The sequence below is a fragment of the Streptomyces sp. NPDC002935 genome (assembly GCF_040611295.1).
GTDB lineage: Bacteria > Actinomycetota > Actinomycetes > Streptomycetales > Streptomycetaceae > Streptomyces.
In genome coordinates this window covers 176,457-198,577 of record NZ_JBEXNW010000002.1, presented here as the reverse complement: position 1 = coordinate 198,577, position 22,121 = coordinate 176,457, and the positions used below count along the sequence as shown (strand labels likewise).

The window sequence follows — 22,121 nt, the reverse complement described above, 5'->3', positions numbered from 1 at the left end:
ACCCCTTGAAAGAAGCGGGACTGCCCTTCTTCGTCTACGGCACCCTGCGCCCCGGCGAGCACAACCACGACCTGTTCCTGCGCGGCCGGACCCGGTCCGAGGAGCCGGGGCGGATGCGGGGGCTCGTGCTGTACGCGGGGCCCGGATACCCGTACGCCGTCGAAGAACCCGGCGGCGTGGTGAGCGGCGAACTCGTGACCGCGCTGCCCGAGGCGTACGAGGAACTCCTCGCGGCGCTGGACGCGTTGGAGGAGTACGCGCCGGGTGATCCGCGCAACCTCTACGAGCGGGTCGCGCGCGACGTCGTACGAGCGGACGACGCCGCGGTCGTACGAGCCTGGGTGTACGTCGCCGCACCGGCGGTCGCGGCGCGCCTGCGGGCCGACGGCAAGCTGATCGAGGACGGGGACTGGCGCGGCGCCGGGGGGAGACACCCCGCCGCACCGGCCCGGCTGAGGGGCGCTCGCGCGGGCGTGCTGGCGTGGGCCGGTCGGGGTGCGGGGGGCCATGGGCCGGGGGGCGCTTGCGAGGGCGCTGGAGGATGACAATCGGCTCGCCGGTGGCGGGGGACGGGCCCGCGCGGCGGTGCGAGGCCGTGCCCACCGCGGCCCGGTGCACCCGTGCGGGTGGCCGCCCCGTGCGCCCCCGGTGCCGGGAGCGTCCTCGCCCCTAGGGTCCGGCCATGACCGACCGTGACTTGACCAGGCGACGTGTTCTCGCGCTCAGCGGGGCGGCCGTCGGCGCCGCCCTGGGTATCGGGCTCAGCTCCTGCTCCGCCGACCCCGAGCCGGGCAGGCCCACCGGTTCTCGCTCGGGGGAGGCCCCCAAGTCCGTTGAGCGGGCCGGGTCGGACGGCCAGAGAGGGGACTGACCGTGGGGGACCGACGCGCGCCCACACATCCGGGCACGGCGTCCGGCGCCGCTCCCGGCATGACACCCGGCACCGCGTCAGGCGCCGCGTCCGAGATCGCGCGCCCCCGGAAGCCGGACCCCGTCGTCAAGCGCGTCGTCACGCCCGTCCTCACCCCTCGCGGACGGCCTCCACTCGTACCGCGCACGCCTTGAACTCCGGCATCCGGGAGATCGGGTCGAGGGCCGGGTTGGTCAGCGTGTTGGCGCGGCCCTCGCCCGGCCAGTGGAAGGGCATGAACACGGTGTCGGGGCGGATGGCGGTGGTGATCCGGACCGGTGCGACGGCCCGGCCGCGCCGCGACACCAGCGCCACGGCGTCCCCGTCCGCCGCGCCGAGCCGTTCGGCCAGCCGCGGGTGCATCTCCACGAACGGGCCGGGCGCCGCGGCGTTCAACTCGTCGACGCGCCGGGTCTGTGCCCCCGACTGGTACTGCGCGACCACCCGCCCGGTGGTCAGCAGCACCGGGTACTCGTCGTCCGGCTCCTCCGCGACGGGCCGGTGCGAGACGGGCACGAACCGGGCCCGGCCGTCCTCGGTGGCGAACCGGTCGAGGAAGAGGCGGGGCGTGCCCGGGTGCGGCGCGTGGCCGGTGGTGCCCTCCCCCGCCGGGTCGTCCGGCAGGACGTCCGGAGAGACGCCCTCGGGGCCGATCGCTCCCGGGGCCAGGTCAGTGCCGGGGGCAGGGTCCGCCTTCGTGCCCGCCTCGGCGCCCGCCTCCGGGCCCACGCCCGCACCCCGCGCCTCGGGGGCCGGGCAGGGCCAGAACACCCCGTTCTCCTCCGCCAGTCGGCGATAGGTGATCCCCGAGTAGTCCGCCGGCCCGCCCGCGCTCGCCCGGCGCAGTTCCTCGAAGACCTCCTCCGGGTCGGTGGGAAAACCCTTCTCCACGCCGAGAAGGGCGGCGAGTTCGTGCAGGACATCGAGGTCGCTGCGGACCCCCTCGGGCGGGGTGAGGGCACGCCGGCGCAGCAGCACGCGGCCCTCCAGGTTCGTCGTCGTGCCCGTCTCCTCGGCCCACTGGGTGACCGGCAGCACGACGTCCGCGAGAGCGGCGGTCTCGGAGAGGACGACATCGGCGACCGCGAGGAAGTCCAGCGACTTCAGGCGTTCCTCGATGTGCCCGGCATGGGGCGCGGACACCACCGGGTTCGACCCCATCAGCAGCAGGGAGCGGATGTCCGTCCCCATCGCGTCGAGGAGTTCGTACGCACTGCGCCCCGGACCGGGCAGGCTGTCGGGGTCGATGCCCCACACCTCGGCCACATGCCGTCGCGCCGCCGGGTCGGTGAGCTTGCGATAGCCGGGCAACTGGTCAGCCTTCTGGCCGTGTTCGCGCCCGCCCTGCCCGTTGCCCTGCCCGGTGAGACAGCCGTAGCCGGACCGCGGCCTGCCCGAACGCCCGGTGGCCAGACACAGGTTGATCCAGGCGCCCACGGTGTCGGTGCCCTTGGCATGCTGCTCGGGCCCGCGCGCGGTGAGCACCATCGCGTCCTCGGGCTCGCAGAACATCCGCACGGCTTCGCGGAGTTGTGGAACGGACACCCCCGTGATCCGTTCCACGTACTCCGGCCAGTGCGCCATCGCCGCCGCCCGCGCCTGTTCCCAGCCGCTCGTACGGTCCCGGATGTACTCCTCGTCCGTCCGTCCCTCGGCGACCACCAGATGGAGCATCCCCAGCGCGAGCGCCAGATCCGTCCCCGGGCGCGGCGCCAGATGCAGGTCCGCCTGCTCGGCCGTGCGGGTGCGGCGCGGGTCGATGACGACGAGCGTGCCGCCGTTCTCCTTCAGCTCGGTGATGAAGCGCAGCGCGGGCGGCATCGTCTCGGCGAGGTTGGAGCCGACGAGGATCACACAGCCGGTCCGCGGAATGTCCTCCAGGGGAAAGGGCAGCCCCCGGTCGAGACCGAAGGCCCTGACACCGGCCGCCGCCGCGGACGACATGCAGAAACGGCCGTTGTAGTCGATCTGCGAGGTGCGAAGGACGACGCGGGCGAACTTCCCGAGGGAGTAGGCCTTCTCGTTCGTCAGTCCGCCGCCGCCGAACACCCCGATCGCGTCCGGGCCGTGCTCCCCGCGCGTGCGGTCCAGCCCCTCGGCGATCCGGGTCAGCGCCTCGTCCCAGCCGGCGGGCTCCAGGACACCCGCGGTGCGGACGAGCGGCGAGGTGAGCCGGACCCGGGAGGACAGCAGCGCGGGCGCCGTGCGCCCCTTGCCGCACAGAGCGCCCCGGTTCACCGGGAAGTCCGCGCGCTCGGTCACCACGACGCTTCCGCCGGGCGCGGGCGTCAGGTTCATCCCGCACTGCAGGGCGCAGTACGGGCAGTGGGTGGGCGTGACGGAGGCCTTCATGACGCCCAGCGTGCGGTGGGCGTGTTACGCGCCGGGGAGGGAGGCGTTACGTGGCCGGGGCGGAGACCTCCCGGCCGGGGCGGACCCGCGGTGAGGTCTCCCCACGAGGCGCGGACGCCCTGACGTGGCGGATCACGTGTCTCACGCCCGCCCGCGCCCGGAAGCCAGTCCGTCCCGCGCTCAGTACAGCGCTCAGTACAGCGCTCGGTACCGCTCCTCTAGCGAGCCGCCGCCAGCGCCCGGGTCACCCCGTGCTCCTTCGGGCCCAGGAAACGCGGATCCGGTTCGAACACCGCGTCCAGCGCGGCCTTGCCCGCCGCGAAGATCTCACGGGTGCCGCCGTAGTACCAGGTGGCGTCGTGCTTGGCGTCGACGCCGATGCCGTACGAGCGGACGCCCGCCGCCCGGCACAGGGCGAGAGCGCGGCGGATGTGGAAGTCCTGGCTGATCAGGACGGCCTCTTGGACACCGAAGATCTTGCGGGCGCGGACGCAGGAGTCCCAGGTGTCGAACCCGGCGTAGTCGCTGACGATCCGCCGGCCGGGCACCCCGCGCGAGGTGAGGTAGGTGCGCATGGCGTCGGGCTCGTCGTAGTCCTCGCGGCTGTTGTCGCCGGTGACGAGGACGACGTCGATCCGGCCGGCCCGGTACAGCTTCGCGGCCGCGTCCAGGCGGTGGGCGAGATACGGGGACGGCTCGCCTTTCCACAGACCGGCGCCGAAGACGATCGCGACCTCGGTGCGCGGTGCGTCCGCCGTCGTCCGCAGCCGGTCGCCCGTCGTCACGTACATCCACGTCGCCGGGAGCAGCGCCAGCACACACACGGCCATCAGCGTCTGAACGGCCCGCCGTTGTCCTTTGCGCGTACGCGGCATCCGCAGCATCCGCAGCATCCGCAGCAGGGGCAGCGGGCGGGGCAGGCGTGGGCTGCGGAAGCTCGGGCGCTTCGGGCGCGGCATGATCGATGTCCCCCAGGTGCTGTCACTCGCGGCGGTGCGCGGCCCGGTACGCGTGTCGGCGCTCGCACCGGGTGCCGTTCGGCCTCCGCAGCGGATTTCGGTTCGGTTCTCGCGTCGGTTCTCGCGCCGGACTTCGTGTTCCCCTTCGCCAGATCAGGACGCATCGTAAGGCCGTTCGGTTCATCCGGGTGCTTCGACCCGGGGCACCCGGCAGGAGAGAGCCGCAGGTCGGAACCGCTCACACCGTGCCGCCGCCGTGCGGTGAACCGCCGGAAAACACCCGTCATACCCGCGCAACGGCCCGGCAATCTCCTACCGCCAGGATCACCTCATGACGGCGTCGAACCCAGCTCGCGACGAGTCCTCCCACCGCCCCGGCGGCCCGCCGCCGCGCGGCGCGCACCTCGAAGGCCACCTCGACAGTACGGCGCAACTCATGAACCGGATCACCAGCCAGCTCGGCAGTCAGCTCAGCCTCGTCTCGCTCGACGGCACCCGCCGTCCGCCGCCGCCCGCGCTGGTCCTGGTCGCCCACGGCAGCCGCGACCCGCGCGCGCTCGCCACCGTGCGCACCCTGATCGAACGCGTCCGCGAGCTGCGCCCGCACCTGTCCGTGCGCCTCGGCCACATCGAGCTGAACGAGCCCCTGCTCCGGGACACGCTCGCCTCCCTGGCCGGTCAGGAGAACGCCGTCCTCGTACCGCTGCTGCTCGGCCGCGGCTACCACGTCCGGCGCGACATCCCCGAGACCGCGGCCGCCGTCCCCGGCGTGCGCACCCGCGTCGCCGCCCCGCTCGGCCCGCACCCGCTGCTCGTGGAAACCCTCTACGCGCGCCTCGTCGAGGCTGGATGGCGGACCAGGATGAACGACTCGGCCCGCCGTGCGAGCGCCGTCGTCCTCGCGTCCGCCGGCTCCCGTGCCCCCGACTCGGCCGCCGACACCCGCCGTACGGCACAACTGCTCGCCGAACGCCTCGGTGTGCCGGTCGTCCCGGCGTACGCCTCCGCCGCCGCACCCACCGTCCCCGCCGCCGTGCGCGCCCTCGCCGCCCGGGGCCGCCACCGGATCGCCGTCGCCTCGTACTTCACCGCTCCCGGCCGCTTCGCCACACAGTCCGCCGAGTCCGCCCCCTGGATCTGCGCCGAACCGCTGGGCGATCACCCGGCGATGGCCCGCCTGGTCCTGCACCGCTACGACCAGGCAATCGCGGCCCCCGAACCCGCCCCGGAGCGCACTCTGGTCCCGGCCTGAACCCGACGGTTCCCCCCTCGCCCGGCACGGTGCCCTCGGCGACCGTGTCCCGATTGTCATTGCCTGCGTCTACTGTCGGTGCATGGAAGGCATGGCACCGAACACCCAGGACACCGCACCGCAGACACCACAGACACCACAGACACCACAGACATACGAGAACCACACGGCTCACCACGAGTACGACGTGTCGGCCGTCGAGCGCTGGGCCGTCGAACCCGACAAACGCCCCGGCCGCACCGCCTTCCAGCGCGACCGCGCGCGCGTGCTGCACTCCGCCGCCCTGCGCCGCCTCGCGGGCAAGACCCAGGTGGTCACCCCCGGCACCCTTCCCCAGGTGCTCGGCTTCGCCGGATCGGGCGGGGCGCCCATCCAGGTGTGGGACGCCAGTCCGCGCACCCGGCTGACCCACTCCCTGGAGTGCGCCCAGGTGGGCCGCGAGCTGGGCGCCGCCCTCGGCTGCGACCCGGACCTGGTCGAGGCGGCCTGTCTCTCGCACGACCTGGGCCACCCGCCCTTCGGGCACAACGGCGAACAGGCGCTCAACGAATTCGCGGAGGACTGCGGCGGATTCGAGGGCAACGCCCAGTCGCTGCGCCTGCTCACCCGGATCGAGCCCAAGCGCTTCGTGCGCAGCGACATGGTGACGTCGGCCTCCGCCTCGGCGGGTGACGACCTCGTCAGCGTCGGCCTCAACCTCACCCGCGCCGCCCTCGACGCCGCCACCAAGTACCCCTGGCCGAGAGGCGCCCGTCCCACCGACCCGAAGTCGCCGAAATTCGGGGTCTACGAGGACGACCGGCCGGTCTTCGACTGGATCCGCAAGGGCGCCCCCGGCACCCGTACGTGCTTCGAGGCCCAGGTCATGGACTGGGCCGACGACGTGGCGTACTCGGTGCACGACTTCGAGGACGGCCTGCACGCCGGACACATCGACCCCGGCAGCCTGTACGCCGCACCGGAACGCCAGGAGATCTTCGCCGTCGCCCTCGGGCGGTACGTGCCCGAGGACACCGATCCGGCCGAGCTGTCCGAGGCCCTCGACCGGCTCCTCGACCAGGAGTGGTGGCCGCACGGGTACGACGGATCGGCCGTCACGCAGGCCCGCCTGAAGGACGCCACCAGCCAGCTCATCGGCCGCTTCTGCCTGGCCGCGGAGGGTGCCACCCGTGCGAGCTACGGCAGCGGTCGGCTCACCCGGTACGCGGCGGAGCTGGTCGTCCCGTCGGACGCCCGGCACGAGTGCGCCGTCCTCAAGGCGGTCGCCGACCGGTACGTGATGCAGCGCGCCGAGCAGGAGCGACTCCGCGCCGACCAGCGGATCGTCGTCGCCGAGCTCGCCGAGGCGCTCACCGCCCGCGCCCCCGAGGTACTCGATCCGCAGTTCCGGGCGCTGTTCGACCACGCGACCGACGACCGCGCGCGCAAGCGGGTGATCGTCGACCAGATCGCATCCCTCACGGATGCCTCGGCGCGTTCCCTGCACCTCAGGCTCACCACGCGTTCCCATGGGGGCGGAGGAGTGTGACCCTGCGTGGCCTGATCGGGCCACTCCCCCTTCCCGCATCACGCTCCGTGCGGGACGCTCGCATATGGCGACATCCTTACGAGGAGGCATCAAGTGGTCGACGCGGATCAGACATTCGTCATCGTCGGAGGAGGCCTGGCAGGCGCCAAGGCGGCCGAGACGCTCCGAGCGGAGGGCTTCACCGGCCGCGTGATACTGATCTGCGACGAGCGCGACCACCCCTACGAACGCCCGCCGCTGTCCAAGGGCTACCTCCTCGGCAAGGAGGAGCGCGACAGCGTCTTCGTGCACGAACCCGCCTGGTACGCGCGTAACGACATCGAGCTGCACCTCGGCCAGACCGTCGACGCGATCGACCGTACGGCCAAGACCGTGCGCTTCGGCGACGACGGCACCCTCGTCCACTACGACAAACTGCTCATCGTGACCGGCGCCGAGCCGCGCCGCCTCGACATCCCGGGCACCGACCTCGCCGGCGTCCACCACCTGCGCCGCCTCGCCCACGCCGAGCGGCTCAAGGGCGTCCTCGCCGCGCTGGGCCGGGACAACGGACACATCGTCATCGCCGGCGCCGGCTGGATCGGCCTGGAGGTCGCCGCCGCGGCCCGCGAGTACGGCGCGGAGGTCACCGTCGTCGAACCCGGGCCGACCCCGCTGCACAGCGTGCTCGGCCCCGAGCTGGGCCAGCTCTTCGCCGAGCTGCACCGCGAGCACGGCGTCCGCTTCCACTTCGGTGCCCGGCTCACCGAGATCGTCGGCCAGGACGGCATGGTGCTGGCCGCCCGCACCGACGACGGCGAGGAGCACCCCGCCCACGACGTCCTCGCGGCCATCGGCGCCGCCCCGCGCACCGGCCTCGCCGAGGCCGCGGGCCTGGAGATGGCCGAACGCGCGCACGGCGGCGGCATCGCCGTCGACGACCGGCTGCGCACCTCCGACCCCGACGTGTACGCCGCCGGTGATGTCGCCTCCTTCCACCACGGCCTCTTCGGCACCCGGCTGCGCGTCGAGCACTGGGCCAACGCCCTCAACGGCGGACCGGCCGCCGCCCGCTCGATGCTGGGCCGCGGGACGACGTACGACCGCGTGCCCTACTTCTTCTCCGACCAGTACGACGTCGGGCTGGAGTACTCGGGCTGGGCGCCCCCGGGGTCGTACGACCAGGTGGTGATCCGCGGCGACGCGGGCAAGCGGGAGTTCATCGCCTTCTGGGTGAAGGAGGGAAGGCTGCTGGCCGGGATGAACGTGAATGTGTGGGACGTCACGGAGCCGATCCAGCAGCTGATCCGCTCCCGGGCCCGGGTGGACACCGACGCGCTCGCCGACCCGCACGTTCCGCTGGAGAGCCTGGCCCCCTGACCGACGGCGCCGCCCGGCTCCCACACCGTTTCCGCGCCGGGATTCCCGGGGCGCCGCCCCGGACCCCGGCCGCGGGTCGTTCACCTGCCCCAGGAGTGTCGGTGCGGCCCCGTAGAATCACCACGTGGCAGGCAGGATCAATGACGAGGACGTGAAGGCTGTTCGGGACGCGGTCCCGATCGACGCCGTGGTGTCCGAGTACCTCCAGCTGCGCAACGCGGGCGGCGGAAACCTCAAGGGTCTCTGCCCCTTCCACGACGAGAAGTCACCGTCCTTCCAGGTCAGCCCCAGCAAGGGACTCTTCCACTGCTTCGGCTGCCAGGAAGGCGGCGACACCATCACGTTCGTGATGAAGGTCGACCACCTCACCTTCTCCGAGTCGGTCGAGCGCCTCGCCGCCCAGGCCGGCATCACCCTGCGTTACGAGGAGGGCGGGTACAACCCCGCCCACCAGCGCGGCGAGCGCATCCGCCTGGTCGAGGCGCACAACGCGGCCGCCAAGTTCTACATCGAGCAGCTCGACACCAGCCCCGAGGCCGACACGGGCCGCTCGTTCCTCGCCGAGCGCGGCTTCGACCAGGCCGCCGCCGCCCACTTCGGTGTCGGCTACAGCCCCCAGGGCTGGGACCACCTCACCCGCCATCTGCGCGGCAAGGGCTTCAGCGACAAGGAGCTGGTCCTCTCCGGCCTCTCCCAGGAAGGCCGCCGCGGCCCCATCGACCGCTTCCGCGGCCGGCTCATGTGGCCGATCCGCGACATCGGCGGCGAGGTCGTCGGCTTCGGCGCCCGCAAGCTGTACGAGTCCGACAACGGCCCGAAGTACCTGAACACGCCCGACACCGCGATCTACCGGAAGTCCCAGGTCCTGTACGGCATCGACCTCGCCAAGAAGGACATCGCCAAGAGCAGCCGGGCGGTCGTCGTCGAGGGTTACACCGACGTCATGGCCTGCCACCTCGCCGGCATCACCACGGCCATCGCGACCTGCGGCACGGCGTTCGGCGGCGACCACATCAAGATCCTCCGCCGGCTGCTGATGGACAACGGCTCGGCCCGGGTGATCTTCACCTTCGACGGCGACGCGGCCGGCCAGAAAGCCGCCCTGCGCGCCTTCGAGGACGACCAGAAGTTCGCCGCCGAGACCTACATCGCCATCGCGCCCGACGGCATGGACCCCTGCGAGCTGCGCCTCGCCAAGGGCGACGCGGCGGTCGCCGACCTGGTCGAACCCCGCACCCCCCTCTTCGAGTTCGCGCTGCGCCAGATCGTCCTGCGCTACGACCTGGAGACCCCGGCGGGGCGCGCGGCCGCCCTCGACGAGGCCGCCCCGATCGTCGCCCGCATCAAGAACAGCGGCGCTCAGCACGAGGTTGCCGTGCAGCTCGCCGGCATGCTCGGCATCCTCGACACCCAGTTCGTCGTCAAGAGGGTGTCCCAGCTGGCCCGTTGGGCCCGCGACCGAGGCGGCATGGGACCCGCGCCGGCCGGCGGCCGCGCCCAGCAGACCTACGCCGCCGCCCAGGCGCCCACCGGTGGCGGCCCGGCCCTCACCCTGCGCAACCCCGTCTTCGCCACCGAGCGCGAGCTGCTCAAACTCGCCCTCCAGCGACCGGAGTTGGTCGCCCCCGCGTTCGACGCGTACGGCATGGACGAGTTCACCGCCGCGCCCTACGCCGCCGTGCGCCAGGCGGTCATGGACGCGGGCGGCGCCGAGTACGGCGTCCAGGACCCCCAGGAGTATCTGATCCGGGTCCGCGACGCCGCCCCGGACGACGTGGTGCGCGCGATGGTCACCGAGCTGGCCGTCGAGGCGATCATGCGCAAGACCGTCGACGAGACCTACGCGAGCGACCAGCTCGTCGCGGTCCGCCGCCGCGCCGTCGACCGCCGCATCCGGGACGTCCAGGGCTCCCTGTCCCGCCTCAGCGCGGGCGGCGACCCGGCCCAGCTGGCCGCCGTGCAGAACGAGTTGTGGGTCCTCCAGCAGTACGGCCAGGCACTCCGCGAGCGGGGCGCCGAAGCCCTCTGAGGCCGGACGGCGGCGTTCCGGGGCTGTTCCGTGGGCGAACCGGCGTGACCGCTGGGACAGCGCGGGCGGTCGGAGCGGTCGGCAGGGCTCTGCGCACATGCCAATACCGGGCGCGCTTCCCCTGGTTTCGTCTTCGCTGAGCTGCGCACTCGTACAAGACAGTAACCACGCGGTCACGGACCGGACGCAAAAAGTCACCGCACGCCCCTCGTGGCAGCGATGTGTCGTACTCCACACTGGGTTCCGGTGCCTGAGTCCTCGGAGCGCGGCCGACCCGCACGCGACGGGTTCCCGATCCCCGCGGTTCCGCTAAACGACTACGGGATGGACAGCGGCGAGGCCGTCGACCCCATCCCCGACGTACCGCTGCCGCACGCCTCAGCAGCGACATTCCTGGAGGTCGCCCCCGTGCAGACCCAGACCCTCGCCCAGACCGACAACACCATCGACACGGACGCGGATACCGACGTCGTCGCGGCGGTCCCCCCGCAGCGCCGCGCCGCGCACCACCCCGAGGCCGAGCCGGAAGGTCCGCCCGAGGCTCCCGGGGCAGAGGTGGAAGTGGAGACCGAGGCCGAGGCCCCCGAACCCGTCGCACCGCCCCGAAGCCGCGCAGCCGACACCGGTGGCCCCTCGTCCGACCTGTTCCGCCAGTATCTGCGCGAGATCGGCCGGATTCCGCTGCTCACCGCGGCCGAGGAGGTCGATCTCGCCCGCCGCGTCGAGGCCGGGCTCTTCGCCGAGGAGAAGCTCCGGCTCGCCCCCGACCTGGACGACCGGCTCGCCCTGGACCTGGACAAGATCGTCGTCATGGGCCGGATGGCCAAGCGCCGGCTCATCGAGGCGAACCTGCGACTCGTCGTCTCCGTGGCCAAGCGCTATGTGGGCCGCGGCCTGACCATGCTCGACCTGGTCCAGGAGGGCAACCTCGGCCTGATCAGGGCCGTCGAGAAGTTCGACTACGCCCGCGGCTACAAGTTCTCCACCTACGCCACCTGGTGGATCCGGCAGGCCATGTCGCGCGCGCTCGCCGACCAGGCACGGACCATTCGCGTCCCGGTGCACGTGGTCGAGCTGATCAACCGGGTGGTCCGCGTACAGCGGCGGATGCTCCAGGAGCGCGGCTACGAGCCCAGCCCCGAAGAGGTCGCCGCGCACCTCGACCTGCCCAGCGAGCGGGTGAGCGAAGTCCTGCGGCTGGCACAGGAGCCGGTGTCCCTCCACGCCCCCGTGGGAGAGGAGGACGACGTGGCCCTCGGCGACCTCATCGAGGACGGTGACGCGACGTCCCCGGTGGAGTCCGCGGCGTTCCTGCTGCTCAGGCAGCATCTGGAGGCGGTGCTGTCCACGCTCGGCGAGCGGGAGCGCAAGGTCGTCCAGCTCCGGTACGGGCTGGCGGACGGGCGTCCGCGCACCCTGGAGGAGATCGGCCGCATCTTCGGCGTCACGCGCGAGCGCATCCGCCAGATCGAGTCCAAGACCCTGAACAAGCTGCGGGACCACGCCTTCGCGGACCAGTTGCGGGGCTATCTGGACTGAGACCGAGGGGGCTCGCCAGGGCAACGGCTTTCTTCGCCCCCTCCGCCCCTTCCCGTCCCGTATCGGGGGCGCTGCCCCCGGACCCCCGCTCCTCAATCGCCGGAGGGGCTGGGTTTTCCGGGAGGGCGCCGCCCCCGGACCCCCGCTCCTCAAACGCCGGAGGGGCTGAATCTCTTCAGCGGGGGTCCAGGGGAGGCGGGTGTCCTCAGTCGACCTCGGCGACCGCCTGGGCGAACTGGGCCTGGTACAGGCGGGCGTAGGCTCCGCCGGACGCCAGCAGCTCCGCGTGGGCGCCCTGTTCCACGATGGAACCGTCCTCCATCACGAGGATGGTGTCCGCGTCCCGGATCGTCGACAGACGGTGGGCGATCACGAACGACGTCCTGCCGTGCGCCAGCTTCGCCATCGCCTTCTGGATCAGCACCTCGGTCCGGGTGTCCACGGAGCTGGTCGCCTCGTCGAGCACCAGGATCACCGGATCCGACAGGAACGCCCGGGCGATCGTGATCAGCTGCTTCTCTCCCGCGCTGACCCCCGATCCCTCGTCGTCGATCACCGTGTCGTAGCCGTCGGGCAGGGTTCGGATGAAGCGGTCGGCGTGCGCCGCGCGCGCCGCCTCCTCGATCTCCCCGCGGGTGACGTCCCGCGAGGCCCCGTACGCGATGTTGTCGGCGATCGTGCCACCGAACAGCCAGGTGTCCTGCAGCACCATCCCTATCCCGGCCCTCAGCTCGTCCCGGGACATGGACGCCACATCGACCCCGTCGAGGGTGATCCGGCCGCCCGTGACGTCGTAGAACCGCATGAGCAGGTTCACCAGGGTCGTCTTGCCGGCGCCGGTCGGGCCGACGATGGCGACCGTCTGGCCCGGCTCCACCTTCAGCGAGAGGTCCTCGATGAGCGGCTTCTCCGGGTCGTACCGGAAGGAGACGTTCTCCAGTGCCACGCGCCCGCGCAGCTCCTCAGGACGGGCCGACACCTTCGGGTCCGCGTCCTGCTCGTCCGCGTCGAGGACCTCGAACACCCGCTCCGCCGACGCGACACCCGACTGCACCAGGTTCGCCATCGACGCCACCTGCGTCAGCGGCATCGAGAACTGGCGGGAGTACTGGATGAAGGCCTGCACATCACCGATCGACAGCGAGCCGGAGGCCACCCGCAGACCGCCGACCACCGCCACCAGCACATAGTTCAGGTTCGACACGAACATCATCAGCGGCTGCATGACGCCGCTGTTGAACTGCGCCTTGAACCCGGCCTCGTACAGCTTCTCGTTCTGCTCGGCGAACTGCGCCGCCGACTCGTCCGCCCGCCCGAACACCTTCACCAGGTTGTGGCCGGTGTACATCTCCTCGATGTGGGCGTTGAGCTTGCCCGTGGTGCGCCACTGCTGCACGAAGTGCGGCTGCGAGCGCTTGCCGACCCGGGTGGCGACGACGAACGACAGCGGCACCGTGACCAGCGCGACGAGCGCGAGCAGCGGCGACACCCAGAACATCATCGCGAGGACACCCACGATGGTCAGCAGCGAGTTGACGAGCTGGCCCATCGACTGCTGGAGGGTCTGCTGGATGTTGTCCATGTCGTTCGTGGCACGGCTGAGGACCTCGCCGCGCTGCCGCTTGTCGAAGTACGACAGCGGCAGGCGCGACAGCTTCGCCTGCAGGTCCTCGCGCATCCGGTAGACGGTCCTGTTGACGGCCCGGTTCACCAGGCGTGTCGCCACCGCCATCAGCAGGCCGGCCAGCAGGAACGTGCAGAGCGCGAGCAGCAGGACGTTCCCGACGGCGTTGAAGTCGATGCCCTCGCCGGGAGTGAAGTCCGTCCCCGAGAGCATGTCGGCGACGCCGCCCTTGCCCTGCGCGCGCAGCGAGTCCAGAGCCTGGGCCTTGGTGGCCCCGGCCGGCATCTGACGTCCGACGATCCCCGCGAAGACCAGGTCGGTGGCCCTGCCCAGGATCTTCGGGCCGACCACCGAGAGCCCCACGCTCAGAACGACGGCGACCAGCATCACGTACAGCGTGGCGCGCTCGGGCTTGAAGTGGGTGAGGAGCCTTCTGCCCGACACCTTGAAATCCATCGAACGCTGATCAGGGCCGCCCCCGGCCATCATCCGCCCCATCGGCCCGGCCATCAGGCGGCCTCCGCTTCCGTCAGCTGGGAGAGCACGATCTCCCGGTAGGTCTCGTTGTCCGCCATCAGTTCGTGGTGCCGTCCGCTGCCGACGACCCGGCCCTCGTCGAGGACGACGATCCGGTCGGCCTCCCGGATGGTCGACACCCGCTGGGCGACGATCACCACGGTCGCCTCGGCGGTCTCGGCGGAGAGCGCAGCGCGCAGCGCCGCGTCCGTCGCGTAGTCGAGGGCCGAGAAGGAGTCGTCGAAGAGGTAGATCTCGGGGCGCTGCACGAGGGTGCGGGCGATGGCCAGGCGCTGGCGCTGGCCGCCGGACACATTCGTCCCGCCCTGCGCGATCGGCGAGTCGAGACCGTTGTCCAGCTGCTCCACGAAGCCCTTGGCCTGCGCCACCTCCAGCGCGTGCCACAGCTCCTCGTCGGTCGCCTCCGGGTTGCCGTACCGCAGGTTCGTGGCGACCGTCCCCGCGAACAGATACGGCTTCTGCGGGATCAGTCCGACCGTCCTGGCCAGCAGCTTCGGCTCGATGGTCGCCACGTCGACGCCGTCGACGAGCACCTGCCCGTCGGTGGCGTCGAACAGGCGGGGGATCATGCCGAGCAGGGTCGACTTCCCGCTGCCCGTCGACCCGATGACCGCGGTCACCTCGCCGGGGCGCGCCACGAGGTCGACGGCCTTCAGGACCGGCTCCTCGGCGCCCGGGTAGCGGAAGCCCGCCCCGCGGAGCTCCAGATGGCCGTGGCGGCGCAGCTCCAGGACGGGCGCGACCGGCGGGACCACGCTGCTCTCGGTGGCCAGGACCTCCTGGATGCGCTCGGCGCAGACCTCCGCGCGCGGCACCATCATGAACATGAAGGTGGCCATCATCACGGACATCACGATCTGCATCAGGTAGGCGAGGAACGCGGTCAGATCGCCGATCTGCATACCGCCGCTGTCGATGCGGTGGGCGCCGAACCAGACGACCGCGATGGACGACAGGTTCACCACCGTCATGACGATCGGGAACATCAGGGCCAGCATCCGGCCGGTGGCCAGCGACGTCTCGGTGAGGTCGGTGTTGGCGCCCTTGAAGCGCTCCTTCTCGTAGCCGTCGCGCACGAACGCGCGGATCACGCGGTTGCCGGTGATCTGCTCGCGCAGCACCCGGTTCACGGTGTCCAGGCGCACCTGCATGGTGCGGAACAGGGGGCGCAGCCTGCGCACGATGAGCGTCACGCAGATGCCGAGGGTCGGCACCACGGCGACGAGCACCGCGGACAGCGGCACGTCCAGGCCGAGGGCCAGGATGATGCCGCCCACGCACATGATCGGCGCCGACACCAGCAGGGTGAACGTCATCAGGGCGAGCATCTGCACCTGCTGGACGTCATTGGTGGTGCGGGTGATCAGCGACGGCGCGCCGAACTGACCCAGCTCACGTGCCGAGAAGGACTGGACGCGGTCGAAGACGGCCGCCCGGATGTCCCGGCCGACGGCGGACGCCGTACGGGCGCCGTAGTAGACGGCCCCGATGTTGCAGACGACCTGGGTCAGCGAGATGGCGATCATCACGGCGCCGAAGGACAGGATGTAACCCGTGTCCCCCTTCACGACACCGTTGTCGATGATGTGCGCGTTCAGCGTGGGCAGGTAGAGCGTGGCGCAGGTCTGCAGGAACTGCAGCAGCACCAGCAGGGCGATGGGTTTCTTGTACGGACTGAGGTGGGTCCGCAGGAGTCGTATGAGCACGCGGGGTCTCTCGGAATCGTCGACGGGAGGGTGATCGGCGGGCGGTGGATGGTGCACCACCCCCTATCGTCGGACACTCCACCTGCGTTACCTCAACCGATTAACCCAAGTGCGGTCCAAAAAAGGAGCCTGCCTCCGTCTTCGGACGTACGCCCGCGGAGGGGTTACGCCCGGAACGCCCCGGGATGCGTCTGTTCGCGTACGGACACGTACTGCTGTCGTACGGCCTGCCCCACGGCGAGTTCGTCACCCGGCTCCAGCACCTGGGCGACCGGACCCTGCCAGGCGGGCGGGGTCCGCGGGTCGAGGGCGCCCTGCGAGACGCCGAGGGCCCAGGCGGCCTGCCGGGCCGCGCCGAGCGCCGCGTAGTCCGCGGGCTGCGGCACGACGACCTGCGCGCCGAACAGAGCGGGCGCCACGGCCTGGACGGCGGGCAGTTCGGCTGCCTGGCCGAGAAGGAAGATCCGTCGTACCTCGACACCTCGCCCGCGCAGTACGTCCAGCGCGTCGGCGAGCCCGCACAGCATGCCCTCGAAGGCCGCCCGCGCCAGGTGCTCGGGCCGCATCGACTCACGGCGCAGACCGGCCAGCGTCCCCGCCGTGTGCGGCAGGTTCGGGGTGCGCTCGCCCTCCAGGTACGGCAGCAGGACGAGTCCGTGGGAGCCCGGCGTCGACTTCATCGCCAGGTCGGACAGGCCCTCCAGGTCGGACACGCCGAGGAGTTCGGCGGCCCCCCGCAGGGCCCGTACGGCATTGAGCGTGGTGACGACCGGAAGATGCATGCCGGTCGCGTCCGCCAGGGAGGTGATCATGCCGGTGGAGTCCACCAGCGCCTCGGTGTGGACGGCCATCACGGAACCGGAGGCGCCGAGCGACACCACCGCGTCACCGAGCCTGATGCCGAGCCCGAACGCCGCCGCCATGGTCTCGCCGGTCCCGGCGGATATCAGCAGCCCCTCGGGCGTGGTTCCCGCGGCGTCGGACGGGCCGAGCACGTCCGGCAGCCCCGCCTGGTGGCCGAGCGCCAGTTCGACGAGATCCGGCCGGTACGCGCCGGTCGCCGCTGACCAGTAACCGGTCCCCGAGGCACCGCCCCGGTCCGTGGTCCTGCGCACCGGCCGCCCGAGAAGCTGCCACACGAGCCAGTCGTGGGCCTGCAGCAGCATGCTGGTGCGTCTCGCGGCCTCGGGCTCGGTCTTGTTCAGCCAGCGCAGCTTGGTCACCGGCTGCGCGGCCTGCGGGACACTGCCCACCGCCTGCGCCCACGCCTCGCGCCCGCCGAACGCGTCGATCAGATCGGCCGCCGCGACCTGCGCCCGCTTGTCGCCGCCGACCATCGCGGGGCGCACGGTGTTGCCCTGCGCGTCCAGCGGGACGAGCCCGTTCTGCTGGGCGGACACACCGATGGCCTGGACGCCTTCGAGCAGCCCGCCTCCCGCGGCCTCGCCCAGGGACAGCAGCCAGGCCTGCGGATCCACGTCGGAAGGACGACCGCCGCCCTCGACGCCGTCGACCGGATGTGGCGCATACCCCTGCCTCAGCACGGCACCCGTGTCGGTGTCGCAGACAACGATACGAGTGAAATCGGGCGAACTGTCCAACCCGGCGACTATCCCCATGGCGGAAATTCTGCCGTACGGCGAGGGGTGGCGGCGCCGGGCGGGCACACCGGACCCGGCGCGGCCTTGGTTTCCCTAGGTGTTACTGGTGCCCCAGTCGTCCTCGCCGGTGCCGCCCGCGTTCCGTTCCCGCAGTGAACGCACCCGGTCGGTGACCGAGTCGGGGACGTGGTCGCCCACCTTCTCGCTCACGGTGTGCAGCGCCTTGCCCGCGAGCTCGCGGCTCTGCTGGGCGGCGGTCTCCGCGGTGTTGCGCACCGCCGGGTTCTGGGAGACCTGGCGTGCGGACTTCTTCAGCTGTTCGTAGCGCTCGCGCCCGGCCCGCGTGCCGAGCACGTAACCCAGGGCCAGTCCGGCGACGAACGTGAGCCGGTAGCGCATGACGGCCACCCTTCCCTTGCGTCGGCATCGGTGCGGAGGGAACCGATTGGCGGAGCACCCCCCTGCTTGCGCTAATGTATGTGTCGCAGCAAGCGCACGCCCCCTGGCGAATACCCAGGTAGGTGCGTTCGATGCAAAGATCAATCCTCCGTAGCTCAATTGGCAGAGCAGCCGGCTGTTAACCGGCAGGTTACTGGTTCGAGTCCAGTCGGGGGAGCTCGATCTCCTGTAGCTCAATTGGCAGAGCAGCCGGCTGTTAACCGGCAGGTTACTGGTTCGAGTCCAGTCGGGAGAGCAACGGAAGAGGGCCCCTCGGGGCCCTTTTTCATGCCCCCGGGAGCCGCTCAGGGCACGCCGAAGTCCTCATGGTCGCGCGAAGCCGACCATCCGAAGCAGGAGATCGTATGAGCGGCTATGCTGCGGCAGACGGCGCGCACAAATGTGCGCGGCGCGCCGTAACGGGGCGGTAGCTCAGCCGGTTAGAGCAGCGGACTCATAATCCGCCGGCCGTGGGTTCGAGTCCCACCCGCCCCACTACGCGCTACGCGTGCAGAATCGATGTGACCAGCAACATCCCTGGCTGGTCAGGCGAGTTGAGGGCCCCTGGTGGCGCCTCCCCGATCGTGACTCGATGATCATCGGGGCCTTTCTGAGGCCCGCGCCCCCGCCAAATCCGTTGTCACCCGGATGGCCTGACCGTCCCTCGGGTGGAGCAGACCGTCACCGGCCCACCCCCTCTGCCTGAAGCGGTTCGCGGTGCGTCGAGGGGCCTGCCCCGAAGTGCGCGGTCGTGTCGCGGCCTCAGTCCGCCGTCAGCAGGTCCGCGGCCCGTTCCCCGATGACGACGGACGGGGCGTTGGTGTGGCCCCGGATGATCGTCGGCATGATCGAGGCGTCCGCCACCCGCAGGCCCCGTACCCCCCGCACCCGAAGCTGCGGGTCCACCACGGAGGCGTCGTCGCGGCCCATGCGGGCCGTTCCGACGGGGTGGTAGAGCGTGTGGGAGTGATCGGCCAGGGCGAGCGCGTCGCGCCGGTCCCGGGGCAGGTCCTCGGCCCCGGGCGGCATGAGGAAGCGGCCCGAGGACAGCCCGCGGTCGGTGAGCCGGCCGATGATCTCCTCGCAGACGTCGAGCCCGGCCAGCAGGGCCGCGCGGTCGGCGCCGCCCGGGTCCGACAGATAGCGCGGGTCGATGACCGGCTTGGCGAGGGGGTCCGCCGAGGCCAGCGTGACCGAACCCGTGCTCCGGGGCCGCAGCAGGATCGCGCCCACGGTCAGCCCGTGCTCCGGCGCCTTGACGAGACCCTCACCGAGGAACGGCACCGGCGCGAAGATGATCTCGATGTCGGGGAGCCCGAGGTCGGGCCGGCTGCGGACGAATCCGTACGCCTCGCCGATGTTCGAGGTGAGCATGCCCCGGCGGCGGGTGAGGTACTTCAGCAGCTCGGACGGTCGCTCGGCGGCGAACAGGGTCCGGTCGGCGGCGTCGACGGCGAGGCCTGAGATGAGATGGTCAGTGAGGTTCGCGCCGACCTGGGGGGCGTCCACGAGCACCTCGATGCCCCGTTCGCGCAGATGTCCGGCCTCACCGATGCCGGACAGCATGAGCAGCTGGGGCGTGTTGACCGCGCCCGCGCTCAGGACGACCTCGCGGCGGGCCAGCACCGTGCGCGTGACACCCCCGCTGACGTACTCGACGCCGATCGCGCGGCGGTCCTCGAAGAGCACACGGGTGGCCTGCGCGTCCGTGACGACCCGCAGGTTCGGGCGGCGTCGGGCCGGCTTGAGGTAGCCGTCCGCGGTGCTGCACCGCGCGCCGCGCCGCTGGCTCACCATGGTCTGGGAGAACCCGTCGGGCGTCGCGGTGTTGGCGGGTTCGACGGTGTGGCCGAGTTCCCGGACGGCGTCCAGGAAGGCGGCCGTGTGCGGGTTCGGGTCGCGCTGCGGTTCGACGCTCATGGGGCCGGAGCGGCCGTGGTCCGGGTCGGTGGCCCCGAGGACCCGCTCCGTGCGGCGGAAGTACGGCAGCAGGCCCTTCCACGACCAGTCGGTGCCGCAGAGGTCGCCCCACTCGTCGTAGTCGGCGGCGAACCCGCGTACCCACATCATGGCGTTCATCGAGGAGGAGCCGCCGAGCATCCGGCCCCGGGGCCAGTAGACGGGGCGCCCGGAGAGTTCGGGCTGCGGGGCGGTCGAGTAGTCCCAGTCGAGCTCGGTCCTGAACAGCTGGGAGAAGGCGGCGGGAATGTGCACGGCCGCCTTCTTGTCCCGGCCGCCGGCTTCCAGGAGGACGACCGAGGCCGTCCCGCTTCCGGTCAGCCGGCCGGCGAGCGCCGCCCCGGCGGAGCCCGCGCCGACGACGACGTAGTCGGCACTTTCCGGGGCGCTCACCGGGTCACCCCGGTCGTGCTCCGGTCCGTACGGTCGGGCGTGCCCGCCGTCGGCCGGGTGGCGAGGCCGGGGGAGGTGACGCCGGAAGCGGCGATCCACCTCACCCTCCTGCGGGGCCCGAACGGTGGTGCGGCCTGTGTTGCGGTGTACGTCATGACGTCCTCCTCGTCGAGGTCCGCTCCAGAGCTTCCGGCCGGGCCGGTGCCACGGGGTAGCCCCTGGAGGTGATGAGTTCGTGGAACCGGCCGTGGAACCGGCCGCCGACGGCCGCCGATGGCCGCCGAGCGGGCTCCGTGACGCCGGTGTGCCGCCGTCACGGAGCCGGGGGTGCGGCGGGCCCGGTCACGGAGCCGGGTGTGCGTCCCGCAGCTCGCGCTTGAGGATCTTGCCCGTGGCGTTGGTGGGCAGTTCGTCGCGGAACTCCACCAGGCGCGGGTACTTGTAGCCCGCCATCCGCTCCTTGCACCACGCGATGAGCTCCGCCTCGGCGAGTTCGGTGCCCGGGGCGAGGACCACGCAGGCCTTCACCTCCTCGCCGTGGGTGGCGTGCGGCACGCCGAGGACGGCCACCGTGCGCACGGCGGGGTGGGTGAGCAGGACCTCCTCGATCTCGCGCGGGTAGACGTTGAAGCCGCCGCGGATGATCAGGTCCTTGGTGCGGTCGACGACGTAGAGCCAACCGTCGGCGTCCCGGCGGGCCAGGTCACCGGTGCGGAACCAGCCGTCGCGCAGCACCTCGGAGGTCGCCTCGGGCCGCCCGTAGTACCCCTTCATGATGTTGTGCCCGCGCACGACGATCTCGCCGATGGCCTCCGGACCCTTCACCGGCGTCCCGTCCTCGGCGATCAGGTCCACCTCCACGCCCCAGACCGGACGGCCGACGGAGCCCGCGCGCGCCGGCTCGCCGCGCGGTGTGAACGTCACCGCGGGACTGGTCTCCGACAGGCCGTAGCCCTCCAGGACGGTGACCCCGAAGCGCTCCTCGAACCGGCGGTGCGTCTCGACCGCCAGCGCCGAACCCCCGGAGCCGGCGATCCGCAGATTCCCGGCGAGCTCCGCCCGTTCCGCCTCGGACACGTCCTCGGCGAGCAGCGCCCCGTACATGGTGGGGACGCCCGCGAAGAAGGTGACGGCGTGACGCCGCATCAGGGCCAGGGCCGAACCGGCGTCGAAGCGCGGCAGCAGCACCAGCGTCGCGCGGGCGGCGAGGCCGGCGTTCATCTGCACGGACTGGCCGAAGGAGTGGAACAGCGGCAGGGCGATGAGATGGACGTCGTGCTCGACCTCGCCGAACATCTTGTGGCAGGTCAGCGCGTTCAGCGTCAGGTTCGCGTGGGTGAGTTCGGCGCCCTTGGGCCGGCCCGTGGTGCCGGAGGTGTAGAGGATGACGGCAGTGTCGTCCGCCTCGGTGGCGACCGTCTCGAACGCGGTGCTCCGGCCGGCCAGCGCCGACGTCAGGGTCCGCGTGCCCGGGATCGGGGAGGTCTCGGTCGGGGCTGCGGTCAGCAGGAAGAAGTGGTCGCAGCTCTCCGTCTCGTTGAACCCGTCCCACCCCTCCTGGCCCGTCCGGAGTTCGGGGGTGCCCTCGAAGCAGAAGTACGCCTTGGCCTCGGAGTCGGCCAGGTGGTAGGCGATCTCACGGCCCTTCAGGAGCACGTTGAGCGGGACGACCACCGCACCGGCCTTCAGGATGCCGTAGTAGACGACCGGGAACCACGGGAGGTTCGGGCAGGACAGCGCCACCTTGTCCCCGGGCTCGATGCCGCGCGAGCGCAGCAGGCCGGCCACCTGGCGGGCGGCGGTGTCCAGCTCCGCGTAGGTCATGCGCCGGTCGCCCAGGACGACCGCCGTACGGTCGGGCACGGCGCGGGCACTGTTCTCCAGCATGACGGCGAGGTTGAGCATGGGCTGTTCTCCGTAGGGGTGTTGGCGTGG

At 71.7% G+C, this 22,121-nt stretch carries 15 protein-coding genes, 3 tRNA genes and 1 pseudogene; 10 read left to right on the top strand and 9 right to left on the bottom strand.

Features of this window, described 5'->3' with window-relative positions; genetic code table 11:
- Nucleotides 1–5: 5 nt before the first annotated feature.
- Together ABZX90_RS03035 and ABZX90_RS03030 are read left to right on the top strand one after the other, a co-directional pair.
- A pseudogene (locus ABZX90_RS03035) lies at nt 6–416 on the top strand (gamma-glutamylcyclotransferase family protein); the annotation flags it as partial.
- A gap of 266 nt (nt 417–682) precedes the next feature.
- Nucleotides 683–871 carry a twin-arginine translocation signal domain-containing protein gene (locus ABZX90_RS03030; protein WP_351119461.1) on the top strand — a complete coding sequence of 63 codons (189 nt, stop codon included), beginning with the start codon at nt 683–685 and terminating at the stop codon, nt 869–871.
- A 150-nt stretch (nt 872–1,021) separates the two neighbouring features.
- Here the strand turns inward: ABZX90_RS03030 and ABZX90_RS03025 are convergent, their stop codons facing one another.
- Both ABZX90_RS03025 and ABZX90_RS03020 read right to left on the bottom strand, forming a co-directional pair.
- Entirely contained in the window at nt 1,022–3,262 is a 2,241-nt protein-coding gene (locus tag ABZX90_RS03025; RefSeq protein WP_355201090.1) for a molybdopterin oxidoreductase family protein, read from the bottom strand.
- A gap of 218 nt (nt 3,263–3,480) precedes the next feature.
- Nucleotides 3,481–4,155: an ElyC/SanA/YdcF family protein gene (locus ABZX90_RS03020; protein WP_355201305.1), complete on the bottom strand. Its 675-nt coding sequence runs from the start codon at nt 4,153–4,155 to the stop codon at nt 3,481–3,483.
- A 397-nt stretch (nt 4,156–4,552) separates the two neighbouring features.
- Between ABZX90_RS03020 and ABZX90_RS03015 the strand changes: the two genes are divergently transcribed.
- From ABZX90_RS03015 to ABZX90_RS02995, 5 genes are all read left to right on the top strand, one after another.
- Complete coding sequence (locus tag ABZX90_RS03015) at nt 4,553–5,473, top strand: sirohydrochlorin chelatase (RefSeq protein ID WP_351119458.1); 921 nt, start codon at nt 4,553–4,555, stop codon at nt 5,471–5,473.
- 82 nt (nt 5,474–5,555) lie between these two features.
- On the top strand, nt 5,556–7,001 hold the full coding sequence (locus ABZX90_RS03010) for a deoxyguanosinetriphosphate triphosphohydrolase (protein WP_355201088.1): 1,446 nt from the start codon (nt 5,556–5,558) through the stop codon (nt 6,999–7,001).
- Between the two features lie 93 nt (nt 7,002–7,094).
- Nucleotides 7,095–8,360: an FAD-dependent oxidoreductase gene (locus ABZX90_RS03005; protein ID WP_351119456.1), complete on the top strand. Its 1,266-nt coding sequence runs from the start codon at nt 7,095–7,097 to the stop codon at nt 8,358–8,360.
- Between the two features lie 124 nt (nt 8,361–8,484).
- Nucleotides 8,485–10,389, top strand: coding sequence for a DNA primase (gene dnaG, locus ABZX90_RS03000; protein WP_351119455.1), 1,905 nt, complete (start codon nt 8,485–8,487; stop codon nt 10,387–10,389).
- Between the two features lie 246 nt (nt 10,390–10,635).
- Complete coding sequence (locus tag ABZX90_RS02995) at nt 10,636–11,928, top strand: RNA polymerase sigma factor (RefSeq protein ID WP_351119453.1); 1,293 nt, start codon at nt 10,636–10,638, stop codon at nt 11,926–11,928.
- 205 nt (nt 11,929–12,133) lie between these two features.
- Here the strand turns inward: ABZX90_RS02995 and ABZX90_RS02990 are convergent, their stop codons facing one another.
- The 4 genes from ABZX90_RS02990 to ABZX90_RS02975 form a co-directional block, all read right to left on the bottom strand.
- Nucleotides 12,134–14,062, bottom strand: a complete 1,929-nt coding sequence (locus ABZX90_RS02990; RefSeq protein WP_351119452.1) for an ABC transporter ATP-binding protein — start codon at nt 14,060–14,062, stop codon at nt 12,134–12,136.
- Nucleotides 14,062–15,795, bottom strand: a complete 1,734-nt coding sequence (locus ABZX90_RS02985; protein WP_351119451.1) for an ABC transporter ATP-binding protein — start codon at nt 15,793–15,795, stop codon at nt 14,062–14,064. The genes ABZX90_RS02990 and ABZX90_RS02985 overlap by 1 nt, the downstream gene beginning before the upstream one ends.
- Before the next feature lie 164 nt (nt 15,796–15,959).
- A complete protein-coding gene (locus ABZX90_RS02980) occupies nt 15,960–17,414 on the bottom strand; it encodes an FGGY family carbohydrate kinase (RefSeq protein ID WP_351119450.1) in 1,455 nt (484 codons plus the stop codon).
- A 75-nt stretch (nt 17,415–17,489) separates the two neighbouring features.
- Entirely contained in the window at nt 17,490–17,795 is a 306-nt protein-coding gene (locus tag ABZX90_RS02975) for a YtxH domain-containing protein (RefSeq protein WP_351119449.1), read from the bottom strand.
- A 144-nt stretch (nt 17,796–17,939) separates the two neighbouring features.
- Between ABZX90_RS02975 and ABZX90_RS02970 the strand changes: the two genes are divergently transcribed.
- The 3 genes from ABZX90_RS02970 to ABZX90_RS02960 all read left to right on the top strand — a co-directional run bounded on the left by ABZX90_RS02970 (nt 17,940) and on the right by ABZX90_RS02960 (nt 18,329).
- Nucleotides 17,940–18,012: transfer RNA gene (locus ABZX90_RS02970), tRNA-Asn, on the top strand.
- Nucleotides 18,013–18,017: 5 nt separating this feature from the next.
- Nucleotides 18,018–18,090: transfer RNA gene (locus tag ABZX90_RS02965), tRNA-Asn, on the top strand.
- A 165-nt stretch (nt 18,091–18,255) separates the two neighbouring features.
- A tRNA-Ile gene (locus ABZX90_RS02960) sits at nt 18,256–18,329 on the top strand.
- A gap of 267 nt (nt 18,330–18,596) precedes the next feature.
- On the opposite strand, the gene ABZX90_RS02955 is transcribed toward ABZX90_RS02960, so the two are convergent.
- The 3 genes from ABZX90_RS02955 to ABZX90_RS02945 form a co-directional block, all read right to left on the bottom strand.
- On the bottom strand, nt 18,597–20,186 hold the full coding sequence (locus tag ABZX90_RS02955; RefSeq protein WP_355201084.1) for an FAD-dependent oxidoreductase: 1,590 nt from the start codon (nt 20,184–20,186) through the stop codon (nt 18,597–18,599).
- Complete coding sequence (locus tag ABZX90_RS02950) at nt 20,183–20,341, bottom strand: hypothetical protein (protein WP_355201082.1); 159 nt, start codon at nt 20,339–20,341, stop codon at nt 20,183–20,185. The genes ABZX90_RS02955 and ABZX90_RS02950 overlap by 4 nt, the downstream gene beginning before the upstream one ends.
- A gap of 187 nt (nt 20,342–20,528) precedes the next feature.
- The gene (locus ABZX90_RS02945) at nt 20,529–22,091 is read right to left on the bottom strand and encodes a long-chain fatty acid--CoA ligase (protein ID WP_355201080.1); all 1,563 of its coding nucleotides are present in this window, start codon (nt 22,089–22,091) and stop codon (nt 20,529–20,531) included.
- Between the last annotated feature and the right edge of the window lie 30 nt (nt 22,092–22,121).

What these genes read in the sequence shown, in the direction of transcription:
- ABZX90_RS03030 (WP_351119461.1), top strand. Translation starts at nt 683, where the DNA reads ATGACCGACCGTGACTTGACCAGGCGACGTGTTCTCGCGCTCAGCGGG.
- ABZX90_RS03025 (WP_355201090.1), bottom strand. Translation starts at nt 3,262, where the DNA reads ATGAAGGCCTCCGTCACGCCCACCCACTGCCCGTACTGCGCCCTGCAG.
- ABZX90_RS03020 (WP_355201305.1), bottom strand. Translation starts at nt 4,155, where the DNA reads ATGCTGCGGATGCTGCGGATGCCGCGTACGCGCAAAGGACAACGGCGG.
- ABZX90_RS03015 (WP_351119458.1), top strand. Translation starts at nt 4,553, where the DNA reads ATGACGGCGTCGAACCCAGCTCGCGACGAGTCCTCCCACCGCCCCGGC.
- ABZX90_RS03010 (WP_355201088.1), top strand. Translation starts at nt 5,556, where the DNA reads ATGGAAGGCATGGCACCGAACACCCAGGACACCGCACCGCAGACACCA.
- ABZX90_RS02990 (WP_351119452.1), bottom strand. Translation starts at nt 14,062, where the DNA reads ATGGCCGGGCCGATGGGGCGGATGATGGCCGGGGGCGGCCCTGATCAG.
- ABZX90_RS02980 (WP_351119450.1), bottom strand. Translation starts at nt 17,414, where the DNA reads ATGGGGATAGTCGCCGGGTTGGACAGTTCGCCCGATTTCACTCGTATC.
- ABZX90_RS02975 (WP_351119449.1), bottom strand. Translation starts at nt 17,795, where the DNA reads ATGCGCTACCGGCTCACGTTCGTCGCCGGACTGGCCCTGGGTTACGTG.
- ABZX90_RS02950 (WP_355201082.1), bottom strand. Translation starts at nt 20,341, where the DNA reads ATGACGTACACCGCAACACAGGCCGCACCACCGTTCGGGCCCCGCAGG.
- ABZX90_RS02945 (WP_355201080.1), bottom strand. Translation starts at nt 22,091, where the DNA reads ATGCTCAACCTCGCCGTCATGCTGGAGAACAGTGCCCGCGCCGTGCCC.